Genomic DNA, 22,524 nt, shown 5'->3' with positions numbered 1-22,524 from the left:
TCCTATGAAAACTCTACAAGAATCAAAAAATATTCTAAATAATATTGCTAAAGAATATCAAATAAAAAATACAGAGATTCTACCACTTTTACAAGCACAAAACAAAATTCTAGCTGAAGATGTTTTTGCAACAAAATCTCTCCCTAGTTTTGATAATAGCGCAATGGACGGCTATGCATTAAATTTAAAAGACGCAGGAAAGATTCTAAAGATTCAAACAAGCATTTTTGCAGGAGATTGCAATACAATCACATTGCAACCACAAGCGTGTGCGAAAATTATGACAGGAGCTAAGATCCCACAAGGTGCAGATTGTATTGTGCCTTTTGAAGACATTGAAGGTGGATTTAACAGCACAGAGCAAATCACTGCACCAAAAGACTTAAAAAGTTTTGCAAACATCAGAAAAGAAGGCGAAGAAGTGAAGCGAAACTCTTTGCTTTTGGAAAAAGGAACGCGACTTACTTGCGATATGCTAACACTTCTTGCTACACAAGGCATTAGCAATGTGCGTGCGTTTTGTCCATTAAACCTTGCAGTTTTTGCAAGCGGTAATGAGTTAAAAGAGCCTTGGGAGGTGGCAAATGCTTCACAAATTTACAATTCTAATGCCACAATGGTGCAAAGCACCTTGCAATCCCTACATTTCAAAAGCAAATATTGTGGAATCCTAAAAGATGATCTTAATGCAATAGATCTTGCCTTACAGACTCCAAGTGATGTGATTTTTACAACAGGAGGTGCTAGCAAGGGAGAAGCGGATTTTATCCATCAAACTTTAAAACAAAATGGTGCAACACTTTTAATTGATGGGGTTAATATTAAACCCGGAAAGCCTGTTATGGTAGCGCATTTTCAAGGAAAGTTTATTGTTGCACTCCCGGGAAATCCGCTAGCTAGCAGTGTTATACTAAGGGTTCTTATTCTCCCATTTTTAGCACAACTTAGTGGTGCAAAAGAACACTACCCAAATCCTATCATTCTAAAGGCAAAAACTCCACTAAGGAAAAAGCCACGCACTGAAGTGCTGCTTGCTAAAATCCAAAATGATTCTGTCCTTTTTACAAAGGGAGGTAAATATGGCTCTAGTGAAGTTACTCCAATGGCACAAAGTGATGCACTTGTGATTTTAGATTCTAATTTCATAGAAATCAAAGAAGGGGATTTACTAAAAGTTTTGCCCTTTTATGCGCCATTTAGCGCAATAGAGCAAGAGTGCATAAACACTTCACACGCTTAAAACATTGTTTTTAAAGACTCTTTTATAAAGCCAAAATAATATGATTAAAGCAGGAATCCCAAACATATATCCTGCTAATAAATTTTCAAAATACCCAGAAATCCCAAAAGACAACAAAGCAATAAAGGCAACGCTTGTTACATAAGGAAATTGCGTTACAAAATGGCTATGAACCGAACAACCAGCCCCTGTGGCTGATAAGATCGTCGTATCAGAAATCGGCGATGCGTGATCTCCATAAACAGCACCAGATAACACAGCACATACGGAGAGATTTAAACTCACATCATTGCTTAATGCAATCCCTGCTCCAATGGGCAACATAATAGCAAATGTCCCCCAGCTAGTCCCCGTGCAAAACGCAATAAAACTTGAAGAAAGAAACAAAATTAAAGGGATTACAATATGTGGAGAGAGTGCGCCACTGCTTAAAAACTCCTTGCTTAAATTTGCAAGATACACACCTGTTTGTAAATCTCCTTTAATCACTGGACCAATCGCCCACGCAAAAATTAAAATCAAATTTGCAGGCAACATTAACAAAAAGCCATCTTTAATAATTAATCCATATTCGTGTGCAGAAATCCTATTAAATGCAACAATCACTGCTATAAAAAGTGCGCAAGCCCCACCCCAAAAAAGAGCAAAACCTGTTTGCGCCTCTGAGAGCATTGCGATCAAATCAAAACTCCCAACAACTCTATACCCACTATAAAAAATAAAAAACCCAACAAATATAAACAACGCCCCAAGTGGCAAAAGCAAAAGCCAAATACTCCCACCACTATGTTCTTTTATCTCTTCAAACTCCTGAACACCTGCATTTTGGTATCTTACCATTTGTGGTAAATTAATTTGCCAAAGAATCGTCAAAAACACTCCAAGTAGAGCAAACCACGCATAAAAATTCCCAACAATACTATTTGCTAAGATACTAAAACTTTTATCCGCACCAAACACACCTCCCATAATCCCTAAAATATACGCTCCCCAACTAGAAATAGGCATTAAAATACAAATCGGTGCAGAAGTGGAATCTATAATATATGCTAAACGCTCACGGCTAGAATGATTGACATCATTAAGAGGACGCGCGATTTGTCCAACACTTAAAGCATTAAAATAATCATCAATAAAAATCACAATCCCAGCAATAAAAGCCAAAAACTCTGAACTTCTAGGGCTATTCACCTTTTGTCTAGCCCAAGCAACAAATGCTGCAATCCCGCCAGAGCATTTCATAAGCTCCGTTAAAACTCCAAGCATAATCAAAAAGCCAAAAACATAAATCGCTGAACTCTGCACTTCTCCATCACTATAAAACACAGAAGAAATTCTTTGAAAAACATAATTCACCACACCAACAATGCTATCTTGCAACATAAATCCGGCAATTACGATTCCAACAAAAAGCGATAGCACCACGCGCTTTGTGATAAACACTAAAACAATCACCACAAGTGGCACAACAAGGCTTAAGGCAGAATCTGCATACATTTTTGCTCCTTTAAAAAGAGCAATTCTAACAAAGGCTTTTTTCAAATGTGGTTAAATTTATGTAAAATTAGCATTTTTAAAATTTGTAAGGATTAAAAATGTAATAAGGAATCCAAAAATGTCAAGCAAAATAGAATTATTTTTAGAACTTGCAAAACCTAACAAAAATGGGGTATCTCGCTGGGTAAGCGTGAATGAATTTATCGGAAATTATAAAAATTTAGCACTTGGAAATGGTGGAAGTTGGTGTAGAAAAAGCTCAACTCTAGCCAAAAAATACAATGTAGAATTTGATAAGAGTCAAACAAAAGGTAATGCGATTGATAGAATTAGACTTAATGGATTTAATATACAAGAAACTTTTAATCAAGCAATAAGGCAAGATATTAAAAATTTTTACAAAAATCAAAAATGCGTGATGCTAGGTGTATGTGGCAAATCTGAAAATACAATCATAGAAATAGACCATAAAGATGGACGCAAAAATGATGTGCGCGTTGCATCTTTGCAAGACCAACGCTTAGAGGATTTTCAACCATTATCTAAGGCAGCAAATGACATAAAGCGACAAATTTGCAAAACCTGCAAAGAAACCAATAAGCGTTGGAGTGCAAAAAACATTAAAGGCAATCCTTATGATTTTTATGAAGGAGATGAAAATTACACAGAAGAGTTAGGCTGTGTGGGCTGTTATCAATACGACCCTGTAGCGTATCGCAAAGCCTGTGTTGTCAAAATTACACAAGAAGTTTCTACAAATATTCTCCAAAAGCTTTATGGAGAGGACTTTTGAATTACATTGGCTCAAAAATAAAGTTACTGCCCTTTTTACAAGCAAATATGGAATCCATTTTGCAAAAACATAGCAAGCCCCTTGTTGATTGCGTATTTTGTGATATATTTGCAGGCACTGGAGCGGTTGGAAGATTATTTAAGCCCAAAGTTAAGCAAATGATTTCAAATGATAAGGAATATTATAGTTTTGTCTTAAATCAAAATTACATTGCTAATAATACAGAAATTAAGGATAAAGAAAAGCTATTTGATGAACTTAATTCTAATGCTTTAACACCACCTATTGAAGGGAAAATTTACAAGCATTATTGTCTAGGGCATACGCGCTTTGAAAACAATAAAATTGACTTTAAAAACAAAGAATTTCAAAGACAATATTTTAGCGATTATAATGGTGCAAAAATTGATGCAATCCGCACAAAAATAGAGCATTGGCGCAAAAGTGGAGCAATTACACAAAACACTTACTTTCATTTGCTTGCCTCCCTTTTAGAATCCGCAGATAGAGTGGCAAACACCGCTTCTGTGTATGGAGCATTTTTAAAATCCCTTAAAAAATCTGCTTTAATTCCACTAATACTAAAGCCTATTGATTTTTTAATTTCTAATCAAAATAATTGTGTTTTTAATACAGATTCTAACACTCTTATTCAAAAAATAAAAGGCGATATTCTCTATCTTGACCCCCCATATAATGCTAGAGAATATGGAGCAAACTATCACTTGCTAAATACTATTGCCCTTTATGATAACTTCATTCCGCGTGGAAAAACAGGTTTAAGAGAATATGAAAAAAGTGCGTATTGTAAAAAAAGAGAAGTTGCAAGTGCGTTAGAAACTCTCATTAAAAACGCAAAATTTGAATGGATATTTTTAAGCTACAATGATGAGGGGCTTTTAAGCTTGGAATCCTTACAAGAAATCTTATCAAAATATGGCAAATACAGCTATGTCGCGCAAAAACACCAGAGATTTAAAGCAGATTCTAGTAGAACCCATAAACAAGATTCCACACTAGAATATCTGCATATTTTGCATAAGGAGTAATTCTACTGATTATAAAGCGTCTTGTCCAAAGTTTTAAGATTTTTTGCTGTGCAAAGTGCGGAAGTCATTGCACCTGAAACATTGCTTGCTGTGCGCGCCATATCCACAATAGGATCTACTGCTAATACAAGACTAAGAAGCATAAAATTCTCTCCAAAACCAATCCCAGCAAGCATAATAGAAGCTGCCATTGTGGCACTTCCGGGAACCCCAGCAATCCCAAGCGAGCCAAGCACAGCAACTAAAACAATCATTAACCCAAAGCTAAAATCTATCTGCACTCCTAATAAGTTTGCCACAAGCACTGCTGCCATTGCAGGAAAATATCCAGCACAGCCATTAAGCCCTGTTGTTGTGCCAATACTTGCAACAAAATTCGCCACTGCTGATGAAACTCCAAATTTCTCTTGCAAAGTAGAAATATTAAGGGGTAAAGTTGCCACACTTGAGCGCGAACTAAAGGCAAAAAGTAACACAGGAAATGCTTTTTTAAAATACACTAATGGATTTAAACCTTGTGAGAGTAAAAGCATAAAATGCACGCCAAACATTACAAACATTGCAGCATAAGTTAAAAGAATAAAAACCCCCACAATCTTAATTGCTTCAAAACCATTACTCAAAAGAACATTTGCCATCATACACACCACCGCATAAGGCATAAAATGAATCACAGCACCTGTCATTTGCATCATAATTGCATAAAAAGTTTTTACGAGATTTTTAAAACTCTCAAAAGGTTTTTGGTATTCTTCTTTTTTACTAACATTTTTTGCGCAAATCCCAACTAAAAAGGCAAAAATCACAATTGCAATAATATTTTCTTTGCTCATTACATTAATAATATTGCTAGGGATTAAATTTTGTAAAATACTTGTTAATGTTGTAATTTCTCTAATTTGCCTTGTCCCTTCACTTAAAGCGATATTTTCTCCTAAATCAAACATAACCGCCAAGCCCAACCCAACAATCGCCGCTAAAGCCGTGCTAAAAAGAATCCAAAAAAGACTCACCCCAAGTAAAGATGAGATTTTAATATTCTTATCAATCTCTATAATTACTTTAACAATACAAACAAAGATTAAAGGAATCACTAGCATTTTAATAAACGACACAAACACCGCGCTAAAGAATGCAAACCAATGCTTTGCTTCTGCATACCATACAATTTCTTTTGCAGCAGTTGCGCTAGGATAATCTGCTAAATACTGCAAAACAAAGCCCAAAGACAATCCAACAAAAAGTGCAAAAAGCATTCTTAAAGAAAAGCTAATTTGCCTATCATACATTTTTTTAATAACAAAAAAGATTCCAACTAAAACGATTAAAATGATTAAAGTTTTTGGACTAGAGAGTTGCAAAAACTGACTAAAAAACGCATAATCCACAAAAATCCTTATAATATTAAGCTAAAAGTTGGCGATTATAGCATATTAAAGCAGTTTCTAAACTCAAAATAAAAGAAATTAAATATATAAAATCAACCTGTATTTCTAATGCCCTGCGCAATCCCAACAATGGTTGTAACAATCTGTTTGGCAATGCGTTCTTTTTGCTCTGCATAATGTGCCTCCTTGTAAGCACGCATTAAATGCAACTGAAAAAAACTAAGGCTTGTCAAAAAAGGTTTTCTTAGTAAAATTGATTCTTGCACAAGTTTTTCGCTTGCTAGCAAATGTTCTTCATCACGCACATATAACAGCCACTCTAGCGTGCGATGGTATTCTGTTTCAATCATCTCCCAAATCTTTTCTCTTAATTCTACATTTTCTACAAATGCATTATATTGTCTTGCAATGTCTAAATCCACTTTTAAAAAGGCTTGAGAGATATTATCAAGTGTTGTTTTAAAAAACAGATTCTCCTTATAACAACGCTTTAAAATCTCTTTATCTCCACATTCTCTAAATGCTCCATCTAAGCCACTTCCTAAACCATACCAAGCAGGGATAATAGAGCGATTTTGCGTCCAAGCAAACACCCAAGGGATCGCACGCAAATCCTCTACATTTTGTGTATCCTTACGCTTGCTAGGGCGTGAGCCTATGTTTAATTGCTGAATAAAATAAATAGGCGTAGCACTTTTGAAATACTCTATAAACCCTTCTGTTTCATAGACAAATTTACGATATGCCTTATAGGATTCTGTGCTAATCCTTTGTAAAAGTGGCTCAAAATCCACTTCGCTTTGCTTAAACTCCATTCCAAACTTATCATACACAGACTTTTTAAACAATGTTGCAAGCGCACTATCAAAATTAGATTCCGCCTTTTTAGGATTTAGGTATTTCTCACTAATAACCTCCCCTTGTTCTGTGGTTTTTAAAAATCCAGCAACACTATTAGTCGGCGATGAAAGCAACGCATCTTCTAGCGCACCGCCTCCACGACTCACACTTCCGCCTCTGCCGTGAAACAATCTAAACTTAATCTTTAATTCATCTTCTAAGGTGATTAAATCCCCAATGGCTTGCTTTAAAGAATAGTTGCTTGCAAAGATTCCACCATCTTTACTAGAATCTGAATAGCCAATCATAATTTCTTGGTAATTCTTGCGTGATTGTAAATATTCTGCATAATGGGAGTTTGCACATAGCTCACGCAAAATGCTTGGAGCGGATTTTAAATCATTAATGGTTTCAAAAAGCGGAGAAATAGAAATGCGCGTTTTCTTTCCCCTACGCCATAAACCACTTTGTTTTGCAAACCAAAGCACACAGAGCAAATCATTAGCACTTTGACACATTGAGATAATACAAGAATCAATAATATTATCACTAATCCGATCCTTTGCCCATTTAAAATTCACAAAGGCTAGAATTGTTTCTTGCGTTTGCTTACTTAACTTGCCATAAAGCGTATTTAAATCTAATAATGGTGCATCAAGGGCAGCATTTAAAATTTCTGTGCGTTCTTTTTGTGGTAGCAGCAATAAATCCCCTTGCACATAGCCTAAATGCGAAAAAATCTCTGCTAAAGCATTCCAAAACACATCTCTATGCTGGCGAAAATCAAGCTGCATCAAATGGAATCCTGCTAGAATTGCTAAGTTTTTTAACTCTTTTAAATAAGTGCTACTACGCTCATCAAGGGACTCTATCATCATATCAATATCTTTTATAAATTCTTTTGAGTTTGCATACATATAAGGCTTGTTTTCATTTAAAGCACTTTGTGGCAAATTCAATGCTAGGATTCTATTTTCAAGCTTTTGACGCATACAAGTAAGCTTTGCACGAAAAGGTTCTTGTAAAAAAAGCTTTTTTGCCATAGAGTCTAAATGTTCTTTTTCCACTTCCAAGCTCTCTAAAAGCGCAGGTGATGGCACAACAAACTCTTGTGCAATAGATAGCTCACGCTCTAGTTTATCAATGCGTTTTAAATATTGTTGAATAATGGTTTGGTGTTGGCGTTTCATTACTTCTAGCATTACAGCATTTGTTACATAAGGATTTCCATCTCTATCGCCACCTATCCAACTTCCAAGCCGAATGGGAGATTTTTTTAGCACTTCCTTATCTCCTAGCTCATTTAGGGCTTCTTGTACTTCTTTTAGCACATTAGCACCACTTTTTAAAATAGAGCTTTCCATAAAATATAGCAAGTTATCTAGTTCAAAAAGCACTTCAATTTTTTCGCTTCTTACAATATGGCTATTCCACAGCAAGTTTAAGCGGTATTTTAAATGCTCTTTAGCTATCTCATCACCAAATTTAAACCACGCTTCTAAGTCATCACTCATTTCGTGGTAACTCTCTAAAAATGTGCGGCGCAAAGATTCCGTTGGGTGCGCAGTAAAGACAGGATAGAATCGGATTTTTTTAAGCACAGCTTGAAGATCTGCATTATCATATTTTTGTGCTTTAAGTTCTGCAATTGTTGCTAAAATTGCTCCTTTTTTTACCTTACTTAAACGATAGCGTTCATCAATGATGTTTAAAAGTAAGTGGTATAAAGTAAAGGCTTTTATGAGATTTGAAAGATCTTCTGCACTTAACAAATTTAGCGGTGCTTCTTCGCCGTCTTTTAGAGCTAAGAACAAAGGGAGAATTTGTGGTGCAACTGCGTCTAATTGCTCACACATTAAGGTGAAAATAAACTCAATTTCTTGCGATTTATCCATTGGATTCCTTTTGTCTAAAGTTTGCAGGAATTATAACGCTTTTATGTAAAGTCCTTGAAAAATTTATGTGAAAAATTTAAAGTTTTTATAAGTCTTACTAAAACTTTAGGGTGGTAAAATGCTCAAAATTTCTTTACAAGGCTTTTTATGGACGCACAGACCTTAAAACAAATGGATTTAGACTATGTTTTACACACTTATGCACGCAATTATGTGCATTTTGTGCGTGGAAGTGGCGCACGCTTGTTTGATGAAAAAGGTAAAGATTATATTGATTTTGGATCTGGAATTGCTGTATGCAGCGTAGGACACGGAAACAAACGCCTAGCAGATACACTTTATAAACAAGCGCAAAATTTAATCCACACTTCAAATCTCTATCTTATAGAGCCTCAAGCAAAGCTTGCTAAAAAGCTTGTAGAATTAAGCGGATATGATATGCGCGTGTTTTTTGCAAACTCCGGTGCTGAAGCAAATGAAGGCGCATTAAAGATTGCTAGAAAATTCGGCGAAGTAAATGGAGAGTTAAAACGTTATCAAATCATCACTTTAGATTCTTCTTTTCACGGACGCACTATTAGCACGCTAAAAGCTACAGGACAAGACAAAATGCACAACTACTTTGGGCCATTTCCAGATGGTTTTGTGTATGCAAAAGATTTAAGTGACATTCCAAACAAAATCAGCAATGTAACTTGTGCTGTGCTTTTGGAGCTTGTTCAAGGAGAGGGTGGAATCACACCTTTTAATAAACAAGAAGTGCAAGATCTAGCAAAATTTTTAAAAGAAAAAAATATTCTTTTAATGGTTGATGAAGTGCAAACAGGGATTTATAGAAGTGGAGAACTTTTTGCCTCTCAAGCTTATGAGATTACGCCTGATGTTATTACCACTGCAAAAGGACTTGCAGGAGGAGTGCCAATTGGTGCTGTGCTGACAAGTTTAAAAGAGATTTTTTCTCCAAGTGATCACGGAAGCACCTTTGGTGGAAACTTCTTATCCACTGCTGCTGCCTTAGAAGTGCTAGAGATTTTAAACGCACTTAAAACAAGTGGAGAACTTGATAACACAATTACTTATTTTGCAAAAAAACTCCAAGATTTACAAAAAAACAATTGTGCGATTTTCACACAAGAAGTAGGCTTAGGACTTATGCGTGGACTTAGAGTAAGAGATGCGGATACTTTAAGCGCGGTTTTGGAATCTAGTTTTAATAATGGCGTTTTGATATTAAAAAGTGGCAAAAATACAGCCCGTTTTCTACCAAGTCTTACAATTACAAAAGATGAAATTAATTTAGGATTTGAACGCTTAGAATACGCTCTAAAGGACATCTAAGCCAAGTTACTAAATCAATTAATTTTATATGACGCTAGATAGTTTTGCACTGCCTTTATGATACTAGGATTAATCTTTAAACGGAGCTGCAAAAGCGATAAAGGGACACCAAAGCCCTCTAGCTTTGGCATATCCTTTTGTGTAACAAGCAAAGAAGTTGCACCTAGTTTTTCGTAAGTTTTTAAAATATTCTCTTTATCAAAAAAAGAATGATCTTTTAGTGTGATTTTCCCCACTACATTTGGCAGATATTCTTCCAAACGCGAAGGATTTGCAATTGCTGTTAGCAAAAGCATTCTAGGCGTGGCATCAATTAACTGAACTTCTCTTTCATAATCCACCCCCTCTTTTGCTACAATATCAGCTTGTTTATACGCACTCTTGTGTTCTCTATACCCACCACTTGGGATACAAAAACTAAAATATGGTTCTAATTTTGGCTGTAAAAGGATATTGAATTTTTTGAAATTAAAGCGGAATCCATCATCTAAAAAAATAATTTTAGAATCTAATTCTTTTGCTTTTTGAATTCCAACTTCACGCTTTTCACTCACAATCACACTTGCATTTGGTAAAGCTTTTGCTAGCATTATTGCTTCATCGCCTACATTTTCTACACTCTCTTTGATTGTGCCTTTTATGCTAACAATTTTTAACCCTTTTGCTTTGCGTCCATATCCACGCAAAATCACGCAAACATCAGCATAATCCTTGGCAATCTCTATGATAAATGGGGATTTCCCACTGCCACCTAATACTAAATTCCCCACACTAATAATTGGAATCCCAAAGTCCTTAAAGCGCGCAAACTTACGCTTTAGTGTTGCAATAGCACAATAAATAACGCTAAAGGGCAATAGTGCAAATGCTAAAAGTTTTTGGATTCCGCTTGGAGCATAAAAATATCTCTCAATTTTACGCATTAATTTCCCTATACACGCACGCTAGCAAGATTTAGCACTTGTTTACAAACATAATCCATATCTACTTGCTGCATTGCACTATAAATTGGCAAACTCAAAATTTGCTGATAATTCCTAAGTGCAACAGGAAAATCGCTAATTTTATATTTATATTTGCTTTTATAATAAGTTAGCAAATGATTTGGCACAAAATGTAGAGCGGTTTCGATTCCGCATTCTTTAAGTTCTCTTGCAAAATGATCGCGATTTTTATCCACCTTAATAATAAAGTGTAAAAAAGTATGCTCACTTTTAACGACAGGCAATGAAATATGGGGCGTATTTTCTAGGTTTTGATAATAGTATTTTGCAATCTCTTGTCTCCTTTGGATAATATAATCAATACGTCTAAGCTGACTAAGGCACAAAGCCACATCTAAATAACTCACATTATATTTATTTCCAATTCCTACAACATCATATAAATACTGCGGACGTGTAGAAATTGTTTTCTCACTAACAATTCCGTGATAGCGCAATAACACAGCCGCTTCAGCAAGTTCTTTATCTTGTGTGGTTAAAACTCCTGTTTGCGCCACAGGATTAAACGCATCTAAGACAATGCTAAAAATGCTTGCAAAACTTTTTTTTGCTCCGATTTTTACGCCATTATGTGTAAGTCCTAAAGCCATTGTAGCATCTTCGATAATTTTAATATTATACTCTTCTGCAAGCTCAAAGAAAGGATCTATATTTATAGCCTGCCCCGCTGTGTGACTTACGATAATTGCGCGGAGTTTTTTTGCTCCGATTTTCTCAAGTGTCGCTTTGCATTTTTCAAAAGACATAAAAAATGTGTCTTCTTCAATATCTACAAAAATCGGCTCTGCATCAAAATGACGAATAATTTCTGGAAACATAGGATGGCAATTTACCGAACAAATAATTTTATCCCCCCGTTTAATATCCATAGCAAATAAGCACAGATGAAAAGCTGTTGTTCCACTAAGAGTGGCTATGGCATACTCAATGCCAATAAACTTTTTAAACTCCTCTTCAAGTTCACTTACGATATCATAACTAGGATTTTCTAAAACACCATTAATAGCATCTTTTTCTGCTTTGGTAATATCTGGGATAAAATAGGGAATCTTTCTCATGCTTTTTCCTTTAAATTTGCGCAATTTCTGGCATTTTTTGCTTGAACGCAAAACGCTGCATTCTCTCTTTAACTAGTTGCAACGCTTCTTTAGGTAACCCTTCTTTCAAAATTGCTTCATCGTCCTTTTCTTCGTACAATAGTAGCATAATTCTATCTAAGATTGCATAAGAAAACCCTAGTTCTTTTTCATCACTTTGCCCTGCATATAAATCCGCACTTGGTGGCTTTTGTAAAATCTTTTTTGGTATCTCTAAAGCCTTTGCTAGCTCGTAAATTTCAGTTTTATAAAGATTTCCAATTGGATTAATCGCACAAGCTAAATCCCCAAAAATCGTTCCATAGCCTAATAAAATTTCCGATTTATTGCTTGTTCCAATAACAAGGGCATCTTTTGCAAAAGCATAATCATATAAACAAATCATCCTTAATCTTGCACTAAGATTTCCTAATCGCATTTGTGATTTGGTAAGGTTTGGCAAGGTTTGCAAGAACGCATTTTGCACTTCTTTAATGCTCAAAATCTCATAAGAGATTCCAAACTTCTTACAAAGATCTAATGCATCTTCTAAGCTTTCCTTGCTGGACTGCCCTGAAGGAAGCATTAAGGCTTTATGTGTTTGCTTAAAAGCAAGCTGACAAAGCCTAGCTACCACAGCAGAATCAATCCCTCCACTTAATCCAAAAACAACGGCATTGAATCCACGCTCTGTAACTTCATTTTGAATAAATGTAACGAGTTTTTTTGCGATTGTTTCAAAATCTCTCATAAAACTCTCCTTGTAAAATCGTATAAATCTATACTTGTGTAATTTTTAACGATGAAATTCTAAAGAATTTATAAAATCTAATTTTATCTAAATTATTTATTAGATAGAATACATGATTATATTAAAGTAAAAGGATTGAATTATGAAAAAGGTAATTGCACTTTCTTTGGCACTTAGTTCTGCTGTATTTGCCGCAGATAATCTTATAGAGATTACTCCACAAATTGGAGGAAGCTGGCATATTGACAACAATAGATATGCGGATGACATTGATTTAAGTTATGGATTGAAGTTTGCAACGCGTGTTATGCCAAGCGTACTTTTAGAAGTAGGTTATGAGCGCATTGATGATGCAGATTATAATCTTTCAAATCAATCTACAGATATTGGCCGTTACTATGTAGATTTAGTAAAGGAGTTTAACATTGATAGCAAAATTTCTCCTTATATCCTAGGAGGTTTTGGTTATGAGCATATTTCTAATGAATTTAATAGTATGGATAGTGCCTTATTTGGACAATATGGTGTAGGTGTGCGTTATGCGTTCACAGAATTTTTACATCTTAAAACTGAACTTAGACATCTCATAAGTCTTGATGGGCGCAGTGATATTATCGGCATGGTTGGTTTTAGTATTCCTTTTGGCACTTATGCAAGAGAAGCAGAAGTTATAGAAGAAGTAGAAGCTACACAAAAACAGAATCCAAAACTTTCTCATATTCATACTTTTTCTGTGCAATTCCCATTTGATTCATCAGTTGTTGCACCAAAATACAGTGCAGAAATCAAAGATTTTGCACAATCAATGAAAGAAAATCCAAATCAAACAGCTATTATTAGCGGACATACAGACTCTACAGGAAATGATGCATACAATCAGAAGCTATCAGAACGCCGCGCAAACGCTGTTAAAGATGCAATCCTTAAAGAAGGTGTGCAAGCAGAACGGCTAGAAGCTAAAGGTTATGGAGAATCCAAACCTATCGGAGATAACGCAACCAAAGAGGGCAGAAAACAAAATAGAAGAGTAGAGGCAGAAATTTACACAAATTCAAACAACTAAGTTTTCACTATGCGACCAATCATCAAACACGATATCGCCATTTATGCACCTGATGTGCATTTAGATATGAAAGCTGCCAAAGAGATTTGCCAAGTGCTTATCTCAAATAGTGCAACAATCCGTTCTCTTGCGCTAAAAGCAGTGTATTTTTCTTTTGAAAATGTGCGTGAATTTGATGAAGGCGCAACGATTCTGATTGCAAAAGCTCTACTTGCAATGCAAAATAAAGTGAGTGTTGCGGTGGCTTTTGTGGATTATAATGATGAACAATTTCCAAAGTTAAAAGCTCTCTTTCCAAACAAAAGCTTACCGTTATTTCGCACAGAAAATATGGCAAACTTGCTACTTGGATTAAAAACTTTTCCGTTTAATCAAACAATTATCTATTATGATAAGGATAATATGACGCAAACGCTAGTTTCTCAAGAATTAGGTGCAAAGGGTTATCAAGTGATTTGTGTGGGTAGTTCTAGTGATTTCATTAACAAAAGGCGACAATTTCTTGATAATGCAGTTTATATTTATGATATTTATTTTGATATTACAAGTAATTTTATACCCGTTGTTATCGCAAATGGAATCGTAACTTACACACTTTACAAGAAAGTTGATAAAAATATTTCTTTATTTTTTAATATCCAAGCACATAATTCTAGGCTTAGAGAAGGATATAAGGTTTTTATATTTGACGCAAGTGAAACAAAAGAATTCAATCTAGCGGTGCTTGATTTTATAATGTCTCTAGCGTTAAATAATGCGCGTTTTGAATCCTGTATTGCAATTTGCGGTTTAAAAATTAATCTTGATGCTGATAAGCAAAATCTCTGTATGCGTAGTAATATTTTATTCTTTAACAGCATTGAAGAATGCAAAAAAAATCCAAAAATTCAAGAATTAGCAAAAAATCATCAAGCCACCGAACAAAAGCGCAAAGGTTTAACAAAACAACTTGTAGCACAACTTCCCGTGTTTATTAATGCTGCTATTGAAACACTCTCATCACTCACTGGCGGAAGTGCAAAGCGCACAGATTATAAGGTTACACAATACAATAAGACTTCTCAAGCTGATATTATGGGAGCGATGATTAAATTTGAGGGTGATGTAAATGGATTAGTTGCACTATGCTTTAGCAAATCTATTGTAAAAGAAGCCTCTATGATGCTTTTAGGAGAAGAATCTCAAAATGACGGAGAATTGTTAGATGTAATTTGTGAATTTACAAATATCATCGCTGGACGCTCAAAAGCCGTGCTTTCTGAACATAATGTTTCTATTGGAATCTCTTTGCCAAAAGCTTATAAAAGCGAAGAAGAAATCGCTACTACATTAAGTGGAAAGCAAGGCGTGCAAGTAAATTTGCTTTTAAATGACAAACCTTTAGTGTTGTTTTTAGCGCATTAAATATCGTTCTAAAATTACAAGGGCTGCGAGAGAATCTAAACTACCATTTTTACTATGCGCTTTTTTACGCATTTTTTTATCATCAAGTCTTTCTAATGCTTCTTTAGAACTAAAAGATTCATCAAAAAAAATAATTTCAATATGAGATCCCAATTCCAAAAGCCCCACAAAATGCTTAATGCGTCTTTGCATTTGCTCACTAGAATCACTTGACAATGGGATTCCAACTACTAACACGCTAGCATTTGATTCTACAACTAAGGAACGCACAGCATTTGCAGCTTGATTACGATTTTTGCGCAAAATTGGATCTAAGCATAGAGCAATGCCATTAATACACTTTGCAACCCCTATACGCTTTAATCCAACATCAATGGCTAAAATAATTTTAGGTTCCAATTTTTAAATCCCATTTTAACGAAAACTCCCATTATACTCCATTCTTAAGATTCCTTTTTGAATAATGTGTGGATTTTGGCTCGCTTTTTTTGCAAAAATCGGCTCTAAAATCTCTAAGATGCGTTGCGTGCTAGTTTCCATATCCAAAGCAACTTGCGCCTTTTTAAACTCTTTTGAAAAGTCTTTTTTTATAGCTTTTTTAAGTGCATCTAACCATTCTTTAATTTCTTTATCTGTTGGTATTCTTAGATGATCTTTTAAACACTCTTCAGGCGCATTTATTGCAAACCCCATTCCTGCCATTGCCTCTTGCAATCCTCCACCATTGTTTGCACTAACAATTACTGGAATCCCATTTAGCACAGCTTCACTCACCACTCTGCCCCAAGATTCATAAGCTAAAGAAGGTGCAATAAGCACTTTTGTTAGCTTGTAAATTTCCCTCATATTACTTGTGTGTGAGGCAATATCCACATTTTCAAACATTTTTGGAGTAAAGGGGGTTTTTTCGCTATCTGACAAGTGTAAAGTGCCTATGGATTCTGCAAAACTTCCACGCCCATCAACTGCTAGAAACTTTACATCTGGCAGTTCTTTTTGTGCAATATGTGCAAGTTTTGCAAAAATGCTTAAACCTTTTGTAGGGCAAGGATTCACCATTGTGATATATTTTGGCTCTCTTTCCTTGCTTACAAATTTTTCTTTGTCAATAAAGATTCCTCCTGCTTGCACATTAAGTCTATCGCGTGCCGCATATAAATCTGCTGTGGCTTGAGATTCTGTAATTAGCAAATCACAATCATCAAAAGTATAATAAGGGTGATTTCCATTATAAATAGGATAAATAAATGGTATTCCTCTTCTTTTGGATTCTGCGTGAATTGCAATTCCACTCGTCCCTACTCCATATCCCATTGCAACATCAGGACGAAAGCTATTACAAAGCATACTAAAGTATTGAAAAAAGCTCCACGATTCTGCATAGGTGAAGTTTTCCATTAAGCGACTTTGGCAAACAGTGTAATGATATTCAATTTCGCTTTCTTCATCATTAATTACTACAGGCTGTGTGCCACGATTTTTTAACTCTTCTTCTAGCTTTGAAAAATAAGTTGCCCCTCTTGGAGAATCAAAAATAAAACTCCCAAGTGCTTTAATTACAATCCCTTTTTTTGCCAGCTGCTCTAGCATTGCTTTACATTGCACTGCTGCTCCTGAGCTTGTATCATGCAAACTAAAGGGACTAACCCATAATAACTTTCTTGCCATCACTTTCCTTTAGTTGTAAGATTTTAATTGTAACAAACTTTTATCATAAATGCCTTAAAGAGCATGTTTGATTGCTTTTTTAACTTCTAAAATCTCTCCATAAAAATGTGGTGGAAATTGCGTTTTGTTAAAAGTTCTTTGCCGTTTGGCAAGCTGTGCAGTGTGCGTTGTAATTTGCGCTTCTAATTCTTGAAGATTAAATGTACCCATTTTATAAGTTAAAACTTCTTTAATTCCAATGCTTTTTGCCCATTGATGTGCTAATCCATAACATTCTACTAGCCGTTCTACTTCAGCAATCAATCCTTGTTCTAACATTAGTTTCGTGCGGAGTGCAATTCTTTTTCTTAAGATTTCTCTTTCTAAAACAATCTCAAAAATCTCACAATCCTTTAAAATAGGTTTTGGTGGATTTTCTTTAAAATACACACTAGGGATACAATCTGTATCAAAAAAAATCTCTAATGCACGCATAATGCGATAAGAATCATTAGATTTAAGGGAGTTTGCAAAGTTGGAATCTATTTTTTGCAAAAACGCATATTGCGCACTTAAATCCCCTAAGTTTTGAATTTTTTCTTGTGTTTTGGATTGTCGCTTTGGCAAAAAAGAGATTCCATTTAACAAAGTTTTTAGATAAAAACTACTCCCACCAACAATTAATAAAGGTTGATTTTTTTTAGCACAAAATTCTTGTGCTTTTTTAAACTCCGCAATGAAATTTTGCACATTTTGCATTTGATTTGGAAAAAGCACATCTATCCCAAAATGTATGATTTCTCCGCGTTCCTTTAAACTTGGTTTGGCACTTGCAATATCAATTCCTTTATAAACACTCAAAGAATCAAGCGATAAAATCACACAAGAAAACTCTTTAGCGATTTCTAAAGAAAGTGCAGTTTTTCCACTTCCGCTCCCTCCTAAAATCGCAAGAGTTTTAAAAGGTTGTTTCAAAAAAGAATCTTTAGTCACTAAATTTAAGCAAAATTTTTAGAAGCCAATACTGCTTCTAAAAAAGCATTTTTAATTGCATGTTTTTCTAGTGTAGCTACACCTTGTGCAGTAGAGCCTCCAGGACTCATTACGCTTTCTTTTAAAAGCACGGGGTGATTTTGTTTCAAAAGATCAGAAAATCCGCTAAAAAGCGTTTGCACAATCTGTGTAGAGTCCTCCCTAGTTAGTCCATAAGTTACTCCACTATCAATAAGAGATTCTGCAACAAGAGCCAAAAATGCAGGCGCGCAACCGCCAAGTGCCGTAGCTAATGCAAAATGCTTCTCTTCTAGCCAAATGCTTTCTCCAAGACTATCAAAAATCTTAAAAGCTTCTTGTTTATATTCCACATCACCACAAAGACTTGTTATAGATTTCTTTATACTTGCGCAAACATTTGGCATTGCACGGATATAAAATTGCGATTGCATTGCAGCTTTTAATTGCTCTAAACTCACAGCATTTAAGATGGAATACACGCATTTTGCTTTACCTTCAAACTCAAAAGAAGCAAGCGCATAAGGTTTAACACAAAGTAAAACTTCAGCACCTGTAATATCTAATAAAGACTTTTTTAAAACAAGTGGGGTTAATCCTAAAATTTCACAAAAATTTTGAATTTTAACAACATCTCTACCTGTTACTATGATTTTATAGGTATCTTTTAAGCCCAAAGCTAGGGCTTTTGCCATTTTTCCATAACCAACAAGGATTAAGGTTTTCATTACTTGGATTGTTGCATGAAGTCAAAGAACTTAGAAATCGGCTCCGCAAGCCCAAAATTTTCATATTTTTGATTTTCTAGCACAACTTGTGCAAGCGTTTGATTCTCAAAGTTAAACAAAATAGGAGCTAGGAAGTTAATTGTGGAGTTTTGAATAGGTTCTTGAATACAAACAATATTTAGTGTAACAACCTGATTACTTTGCGCAGCCACATTTGTAGAATCCTTCAAAACCAACGCTTCTTTAATAGGTAGCGGAATCTCAAATTCATAATCAGAGCGCACACTATAAGGATTAATCAAAGTAAAAGAAATCCCATCATCGTGCAGACTTTTTAGCTGCATAAAAGTTTCATCATCTTGTGCAACCTTTTCTAACTTCATTTTCTTAATCTGTTCAAAACCTAAAATTGGCGATTTTACTTCAAATTCCATTCCTTAATTCCTTTTGCCCTTTGATGTATTTTGACAATATGTAGCATTTGTGCCAAAGTTTTGCGTGTGATTTTATCGCAATTAAAACAAAAAATCAATTTTATTTATCTAAATTTTAGAAAAATTATCCACAAATCCGCTATAATTACGTCCGTTAATTTCATTCTCTAAATTTGACTTTAGCCTTGATAAATCCCTATTATAAAAGGAATCTCAAAGTGTTTAAAACAATTAAAATTTCCATTTTTAGTCTTTGTGTTGCTCTGCTTTTTGGTGCTTGTTCTTCTAAGACAAACAGCGGGTTAGCCCTTGATGAAGTCAATAAACCGGCAGATTATTGGTATCAAAATATGTTAAAAGAAATCCGCAATGGAGATTTAGAAAAAGCAGATAGCTATTTTGTATCTTTACAAAGTGAGCATTTAAACTCTCCTTTGCTAAGTGAGGCAATGTTGATTTTAGGGCGTGCGCATATGCAAGAAGAAGAATATATGCTTGCGGGATTTTATTTTGATGAATTCACCAAACGCTTTGGAAGCCCAGAAAACATTGACTTTATCAAATTTTTAAAACTCCAAGCAAATTATTTTGCCTTTTCTAAACAATTTCGTGATCAGCAATTACTTTTAGATTCCATTGGAGACGCCAAAGATTTTACCCAAAAGTATCCCTACTCACGCTATCGTCCAATGGTGGATTCAATGCTTTTGCGCTTAGAATTATCCAATCTAACGCTTAATGAAGAAATTGCACGCCTTTATGATCGCAAGAAAAAAGGTAGTGGTGCAGAGTTTTACAGAGAGAAAACACAAGAAGTTCAGTGGCTAAAAGATGTCTTGCGCGATGATGTAGAATCGCCGTGGTATCAAAAGCTTTTTGAATGGTAGGAGAATCTATGCAGTTAGCGCGTTATGGAGAATTTCCAAAGAGCATACCTGTTATTGTTGATGAAGATATGCTTCTTTATCCTTTTATGATTGCTCCTTTATTTATTAGTGATGAAGAAAATCTAAAATCCATTGAACTTGCGATGGAGAGTAAAGACAAACTCATTTTCATCGCTCCTTCAAAATCTAACGATGATGATGTGCTAGATTTTTATGATGTAGGCGTTATTGGGACAATTATGCGTCGTGTTGCACTTCCTGAAGGACGCGTTAAGATTCTATTTCAAGGCTTAAGTCGTGGCAGTCTTTTACAATTAGAATCCAAAACTCCACGCATTGCAAGTGTTACCCCTATTCTTTCTCAACCCTATGACGCTGTGCGTATTGAAGCAATTTTAGCAGTATTAAAAGAAAAGTTGCGCACGCTTTATAATATTTCTCAACATTTTCCACAAGATTTACTCAAAAGCATTAATGATACAAGCGACCCAAATCGTGCAGCAGATTTGATCTCTAGCGCAATACGCTTAAAAAAAGATCAAGCTTATAAGATTTTTAAAGAAGATAATCCAGAAGAAAGACTTTTAAGCCTTATTGAAATTACGATGGAGGAAATCCGCGCTCAACAGATTCAAAAAGAAATCAAAAACAAAGTCAATTCTCAAATGGAAAAGACAAACAAAGAATATTTCTTAAAAGAACAACTAAAACAAATCCAAAAAGAGCTTGGTGGAGATTTTAACAGAGATTCTGAACTTGAAGAATATCGTCAAAAATTGGAATCCCTAAAATCCTTTATGCCAAAAAATACTTACAAAGAAATTCAAAAACAAATCAATAAACTATCAAGAATGCATCAAGATAGCGCAGATGCAAATCTTTTGCAAAATTACCTAGAAGTTGTGCTTGAAATACCTTTTGGTTCTTATGCAAAAAAAGATTTGGAAATTAACGAAGTGCAAAAACAACTCAATAAAGATCATTATGCCCTAGAAAAACCAAAAGAACGCATTTTAGAATATTTTGCAGTGCGCAAACTTCTTCAAATGCGTCAAGAAGAATCCAAAACAGATTCCAAAAACTCATCAAATCTAACAGAAGCTAAAGGGACGATTTTGTGTTTTTATGGACCTCCCGGAGTTGGAAAAACAAGCCTTGCAAACTCTATTGCCATAGCCTTAAAACGCAAATTAGTAAGAATTGCATTAGGAGGATTAGAAGATGTAAGTGAGCTACGCGGACATCGTCGCACTTATATTGGAGCAATGCCCGGAAGAATCGTGCAAGGACTTGTTGATGCAAAAGAAATGAATCCTGTTATTGTGCTAGATGAAATTGATAAAATCCGAAATTCTTTTCGCGGAGACCCATCTTCTGTGCTTTTAGAAATTTTAGATCCTGAACAAAACAAAGAATTTAGAGATTATTATACAAATTTCAATTTGGATTTAAGTCAAGTGATTTTTGTCGCTACCGCAAATGATATTAGTGCAATCCCTGCGCCTTTGCGCGATAGAATGGAGTTTATTAATATTAATAGCTACACGCCTAATCAAAAAGAGCAAATTGCTAGAAAATATTTAATTCCGCAAGAGTTGAAAAAACACGGCTTACAAGGCAATGAAGTAAGCTTCAATCTCCCAGCAATTAAAATGCTTATTGAAAAATACACAAGAGAAGCTGGGGTTAGAAATTTAAGGCGCAAGATTGCAGAAATTTTACGCAAAGTTAGCAAGCAAATCCTACAAAACACAGAAGAAAATACGGAATCCAAAACACAAAAAAAGATTCTCATCACTCCAAAAACACTACCAAACTATCTAGATAAAATCGTTTTTGAGTTTGAAAATGCAAGCAAAAATGCAGAAATTGGACTTATCAATGGACTTGCTTGGACAAGCGTAGGTGGCGATGTGCTAAAGATTGAAGCACTGAAAATTAAAGGTAAAGGTAGCTTACAAATCACAGGAAATTTGGGTGATGTAATGAAAGAAAGCGCAAAGATTGCGTATTCTTATGTAAAATCGTTGATTGATAATGGCACACTAAAGATTGATCCAAAACTCATCCCACTTACCCCAAAAGAAAAAGAAGAGAAATTAAAACCAAGTGCAAGCGAAATTTATAACCGCTTTGATATTCATTTACATGTCCCAGAAGGTGCTACACCAAAAGATGGACCAAGTGCTGGGATTGCTATTGCAAGTGCGTTAGCTTCACTGCTTACAAACAAAAAAGCGCGCGGAGATGTTGCAATGACGGGCGAGCTAACTCTAAGAGGTAAAGTTTTGCCTATTGGTGGCTTGCAAGAAAAACTTATTGCCGCTTACAAATCAGGTATGCAAGAAGTGCTAATCCCTAAGAAAAACTTTGAGCGTGATTTAGATGAGATCCCACAAGAAGTTAAAGATGGACTAAAAATACGCCCAGTGAGTGAATTTAAAGAAGTTTTAGCCGTGATTTTAAAATAAGGTTGAGA

General features: G+C 35.1%; 19 protein-coding genes. 8 read left to right on the top strand and 11 right to left on the bottom strand.

The window, feature by feature from the left end:
- Positions 1 to 4 precede the first annotated feature (4 nt).
- The gene (locus Q0358_RS00325) at positions 5 to 1,240 is read left to right on the top strand and encodes a molybdopterin molybdotransferase MoeA (protein ID WP_299545826.1); all 1,236 of its coding nucleotides are present in this window, start codon (positions 5 to 7) and stop codon (positions 1,238 to 1,240) included.
- Here Q0358_RS00325 and Q0358_RS00320 read toward each other — a convergent pair.
- On the bottom strand, positions 1,229 to 2,737 hold the full coding sequence (locus tag Q0358_RS00320; protein WP_299545824.1) for a Na+/H+ antiporter NhaC family protein: 1,509 nt from the start codon (positions 2,735 to 2,737) through the stop codon (positions 1,229 to 1,231). The genes Q0358_RS00325 and Q0358_RS00320 overlap by 12 nt on opposite strands.
- A 118-nt stretch (positions 2,738 to 2,855) precedes the next feature.
- On the opposite strand from Q0358_RS00320, the gene Q0358_RS00315 reads away from it, so the two are divergent.
- Both Q0358_RS00315 and Q0358_RS00310 read left to right on the top strand, forming a co-directional pair.
- Complete coding sequence (locus Q0358_RS00315; RefSeq protein ID WP_299545822.1) at positions 2,856 to 3,530, top strand: restriction endonuclease; 675 nt, start codon at positions 2,856 to 2,858, stop codon at positions 3,528 to 3,530.
- On the top strand, positions 3,527 to 4,579 hold the full coding sequence (locus Q0358_RS00310; protein ID WP_299545820.1) for a DNA adenine methylase: 1,053 nt from the start codon (positions 3,527 to 3,529) through the stop codon (positions 4,577 to 4,579). The genes Q0358_RS00315 and Q0358_RS00310 overlap by 4 nt, the downstream gene beginning before the upstream one ends.
- A gap of 2 nt (positions 4,580 to 4,581) precedes the next feature.
- Here the strand turns inward: Q0358_RS00310 and Q0358_RS00305 are convergent, their stop codons facing one another.
- Positions 4,582 to 5,967, bottom strand: coding sequence for a cation:dicarboxylase symporter family transporter (locus Q0358_RS00305; protein ID WP_299545818.1), 1,386 nt, complete (start codon positions 5,965 to 5,967; stop codon positions 4,582 to 4,584).
- 92 nt (positions 5,968 to 6,059) lie between these two features.
- Positions 6,060 to 8,702 carry a phosphoenolpyruvate carboxylase gene (locus Q0358_RS00300; protein ID WP_299545816.1) on the bottom strand — a complete coding sequence of 881 codons (2,643 nt, stop codon included), beginning with the start codon at positions 8,700 to 8,702 and terminating at the stop codon, positions 6,060 to 6,062.
- Positions 8,703 to 8,849: 147 nt separating this feature from the next.
- Here Q0358_RS00300 and Q0358_RS00295 point away from each other — a divergent pair, with 147 nt between their 5' ends.
- Positions 8,850 to 10,040: an aspartate aminotransferase family protein gene (locus Q0358_RS00295; protein WP_299545814.1), complete on the top strand. Its 1,191-nt coding sequence runs from the start codon at positions 8,850 to 8,852 to the stop codon at positions 10,038 to 10,040.
- A 14-nt stretch (positions 10,041 to 10,054) separates the two neighbouring features.
- Here the strand turns inward: Q0358_RS00295 and Q0358_RS00290 are convergent, their stop codons facing one another.
- From Q0358_RS00290 to Q0358_RS00280, 3 genes are read right to left on the bottom strand one after another with little or no spacing between them, the layout of a single operon-like run.
- A complete protein-coding gene (locus Q0358_RS00290) occupies positions 10,055 to 10,963 on the bottom strand; it encodes a tetraacyldisaccharide 4'-kinase (RefSeq protein ID WP_299545812.1) in 909 nt (302 codons plus the stop codon).
- Positions 10,964 to 10,971: 8 nt separating this feature from the next.
- Positions 10,972 to 12,102 carry an aminotransferase class I/II-fold pyridoxal phosphate-dependent enzyme gene (locus Q0358_RS00285; RefSeq protein ID WP_299545810.1) on the bottom strand — a complete coding sequence of 377 codons (1,131 nt, stop codon included), beginning with the start codon at positions 12,100 to 12,102 and terminating at the stop codon, positions 10,972 to 10,974.
- 10 nt (positions 12,103 to 12,112) lie between these two features.
- Positions 12,113 to 12,871 carry an NAD+ synthase gene (locus Q0358_RS00280; protein ID WP_299545808.1) on the bottom strand — a complete coding sequence of 253 codons (759 nt, stop codon included), beginning with the start codon at positions 12,869 to 12,871 and terminating at the stop codon, positions 12,113 to 12,115.
- A gap of 142 nt (positions 12,872 to 13,013) precedes the next feature.
- Here Q0358_RS00280 and Q0358_RS00275 point away from each other — a divergent pair, with 142 nt between their 5' ends.
- Both Q0358_RS00275 and Q0358_RS00270 read left to right on the top strand, forming a co-directional pair.
- Complete coding sequence (locus tag Q0358_RS00275) at positions 13,014 to 13,934, top strand: OmpA family protein (protein WP_299545806.1); 921 nt, start codon at positions 13,014 to 13,016, stop codon at positions 13,932 to 13,934.
- 9 nt (positions 13,935 to 13,943) lie between these two features.
- Positions 13,944 to 15,338 carry a chemotaxis protein CheX gene (locus tag Q0358_RS00270; RefSeq protein WP_299545804.1) on the top strand — a complete coding sequence of 465 codons (1,395 nt, stop codon included), beginning with the start codon at positions 13,944 to 13,946 and terminating at the stop codon, positions 15,336 to 15,338.
- On the opposite strand, the gene ruvX is transcribed toward Q0358_RS00270, so the two are convergent.
- From ruvX to fliW, 5 genes are read right to left on the bottom strand one after another with little or no spacing between them, the layout of a single operon-like run.
- Positions 15,327 to 15,737: a Holliday junction resolvase RuvX gene (ruvX, locus tag Q0358_RS00265; protein WP_299545801.1), complete on the bottom strand. Its 411-nt coding sequence runs from the start codon at positions 15,735 to 15,737 to the stop codon at positions 15,327 to 15,329. The genes Q0358_RS00270 and ruvX overlap by 12 nt on opposite strands.
- 15 nt (positions 15,738 to 15,752) lie before the next feature.
- On the bottom strand, positions 15,753 to 17,006 hold the full coding sequence (locus Q0358_RS00260; RefSeq protein ID WP_299545798.1) for a glycosyltransferase: 1,254 nt from the start codon (positions 17,004 to 17,006) through the stop codon (positions 15,753 to 15,755).
- Between the two features lie 54 nt (positions 17,007 to 17,060).
- On the bottom strand, positions 17,061 to 17,960 hold the full coding sequence (miaA, locus tag Q0358_RS00255; RefSeq protein ID WP_299545796.1) for a tRNA (adenosine(37)-N6)-dimethylallyltransferase MiaA: 900 nt from the start codon (positions 17,958 to 17,960) through the stop codon (positions 17,061 to 17,063).
- Positions 17,961 to 17,983: 23 nt separating this feature from the next.
- Positions 17,984 to 18,724: a pyrroline-5-carboxylate reductase gene (locus Q0358_RS00250; RefSeq protein ID WP_299545793.1), complete on the bottom strand. Its 741-nt coding sequence runs from the start codon at positions 18,722 to 18,724 to the stop codon at positions 17,984 to 17,986.
- The gene (gene fliW, locus Q0358_RS00245; protein WP_299545791.1) at positions 18,724 to 19,158 is read right to left on the bottom strand and encodes a flagellar assembly protein FliW; all 435 of its coding nucleotides are present in this window, start codon (positions 19,156 to 19,158) and stop codon (positions 18,724 to 18,726) included. Before fliW ends, Q0358_RS00250 begins: the two co-directional genes overlap by 1 nt.
- Before the next feature lie 218 nt (positions 19,159 to 19,376).
- On the opposite strand from fliW, the gene bamD reads away from it, so the two are divergent.
- The gene (gene bamD, locus Q0358_RS00240) at positions 19,377 to 20,045 is read left to right on the top strand and encodes an outer membrane protein assembly factor BamD (RefSeq protein ID WP_299545789.1); all 669 of its coding nucleotides are present in this window, start codon (positions 19,377 to 19,379) and stop codon (positions 20,043 to 20,045) included.
- An 8-nt stretch (positions 20,046 to 20,053) separates the two neighbouring features.
- A complete protein-coding gene (gene lon, locus Q0358_RS00235; protein ID WP_299545787.1) occupies positions 20,054 to 22,516 on the top strand; it encodes an endopeptidase La in 2,463 nt (820 codons plus the stop codon).
- Positions 22,517 to 22,524 lie beyond the last annotated feature (8 nt).

This window comes from uncultured Helicobacter sp. (assembly GCF_937893305.1).
Classification (GTDB): Bacteria; Campylobacterota; Campylobacteria; order Campylobacterales; family Helicobacteraceae; genus Helicobacter_D.
This window is presented reverse-complemented; position numbering and strand designations above follow the sequence as displayed.

Bases quoted from the DNA above. Each gene is read 5' to 3' on its own strand.
- Q0358_RS00260 (WP_299545798.1), bottom strand. From the start codon at position 17,006: ATGGCAAGAAAGTTATTATGGGTTAGTCCCTTTAGTTTGCATGATACA.
- Q0358_RS00300 (WP_299545816.1), bottom strand. From the start codon at position 8,702: ATGGATAAATCGCAAGAAATTGAGTTTATTTTCACCTTAATGTGTGAG.
- Q0358_RS00295 (WP_299545814.1), top strand. From the start codon at position 8,850: ATGGACGCACAGACCTTAAAACAAATGGATTTAGACTATGTTTTACAC.
- Q0358_RS00280 (WP_299545808.1), bottom strand. From the start codon at position 12,871: ATGAGAGATTTTGAAACAATCGCAAAAAAACTCGTTACATTTATTCAA.
- Q0358_RS00325 (WP_299545826.1), top strand. From the start codon at position 5: ATGAAAACTCTACAAGAATCAAAAAATATTCTAAATAATATTGCTAAA.
- Q0358_RS00290 (WP_299545812.1), bottom strand. From the start codon at position 10,963: ATGCGTAAAATTGAGAGATATTTTTATGCTCCAAGCGGAATCCAAAAA.
- Q0358_RS00250 (WP_299545793.1), bottom strand. From the start codon at position 18,724: ATGAAAACCTTAATCCTTGTTGGTTATGGAAAAATGGCAAAAGCCCTA.
- Q0358_RS00320 (WP_299545824.1), bottom strand. From the start codon at position 2,737: ATGTATGCAGATTCTGCCTTAAGCCTTGTTGTGCCACTTGTGGTGATT.
- Q0358_RS00275 (WP_299545806.1), top strand. From the start codon at position 13,014: ATGAAAAAGGTAATTGCACTTTCTTTGGCACTTAGTTCTGCTGTATTT.
- Q0358_RS00315 (WP_299545822.1), top strand. From the start codon at position 2,856: ATGTCAAGCAAAATAGAATTATTTTTAGAACTTGCAAAACCTAACAAA.
- fliW (WP_299545791.1), bottom strand. From the start codon at position 19,158: ATGGAATTTGAAGTAAAATCGCCAATTTTAGGTTTTGAACAGATTAAG.
- Q0358_RS00285 (WP_299545810.1), bottom strand. From the start codon at position 12,102: ATGAGAAAGATTCCCTATTTTATCCCAGATATTACCAAAGCAGAAAAA.
- Q0358_RS00270 (WP_299545804.1), top strand. From the start codon at position 13,944: ATGCGACCAATCATCAAACACGATATCGCCATTTATGCACCTGATGTG.
- lon (WP_299545787.1), top strand. From the start codon at position 20,054: ATGCAGTTAGCGCGTTATGGAGAATTTCCAAAGAGCATACCTGTTATT.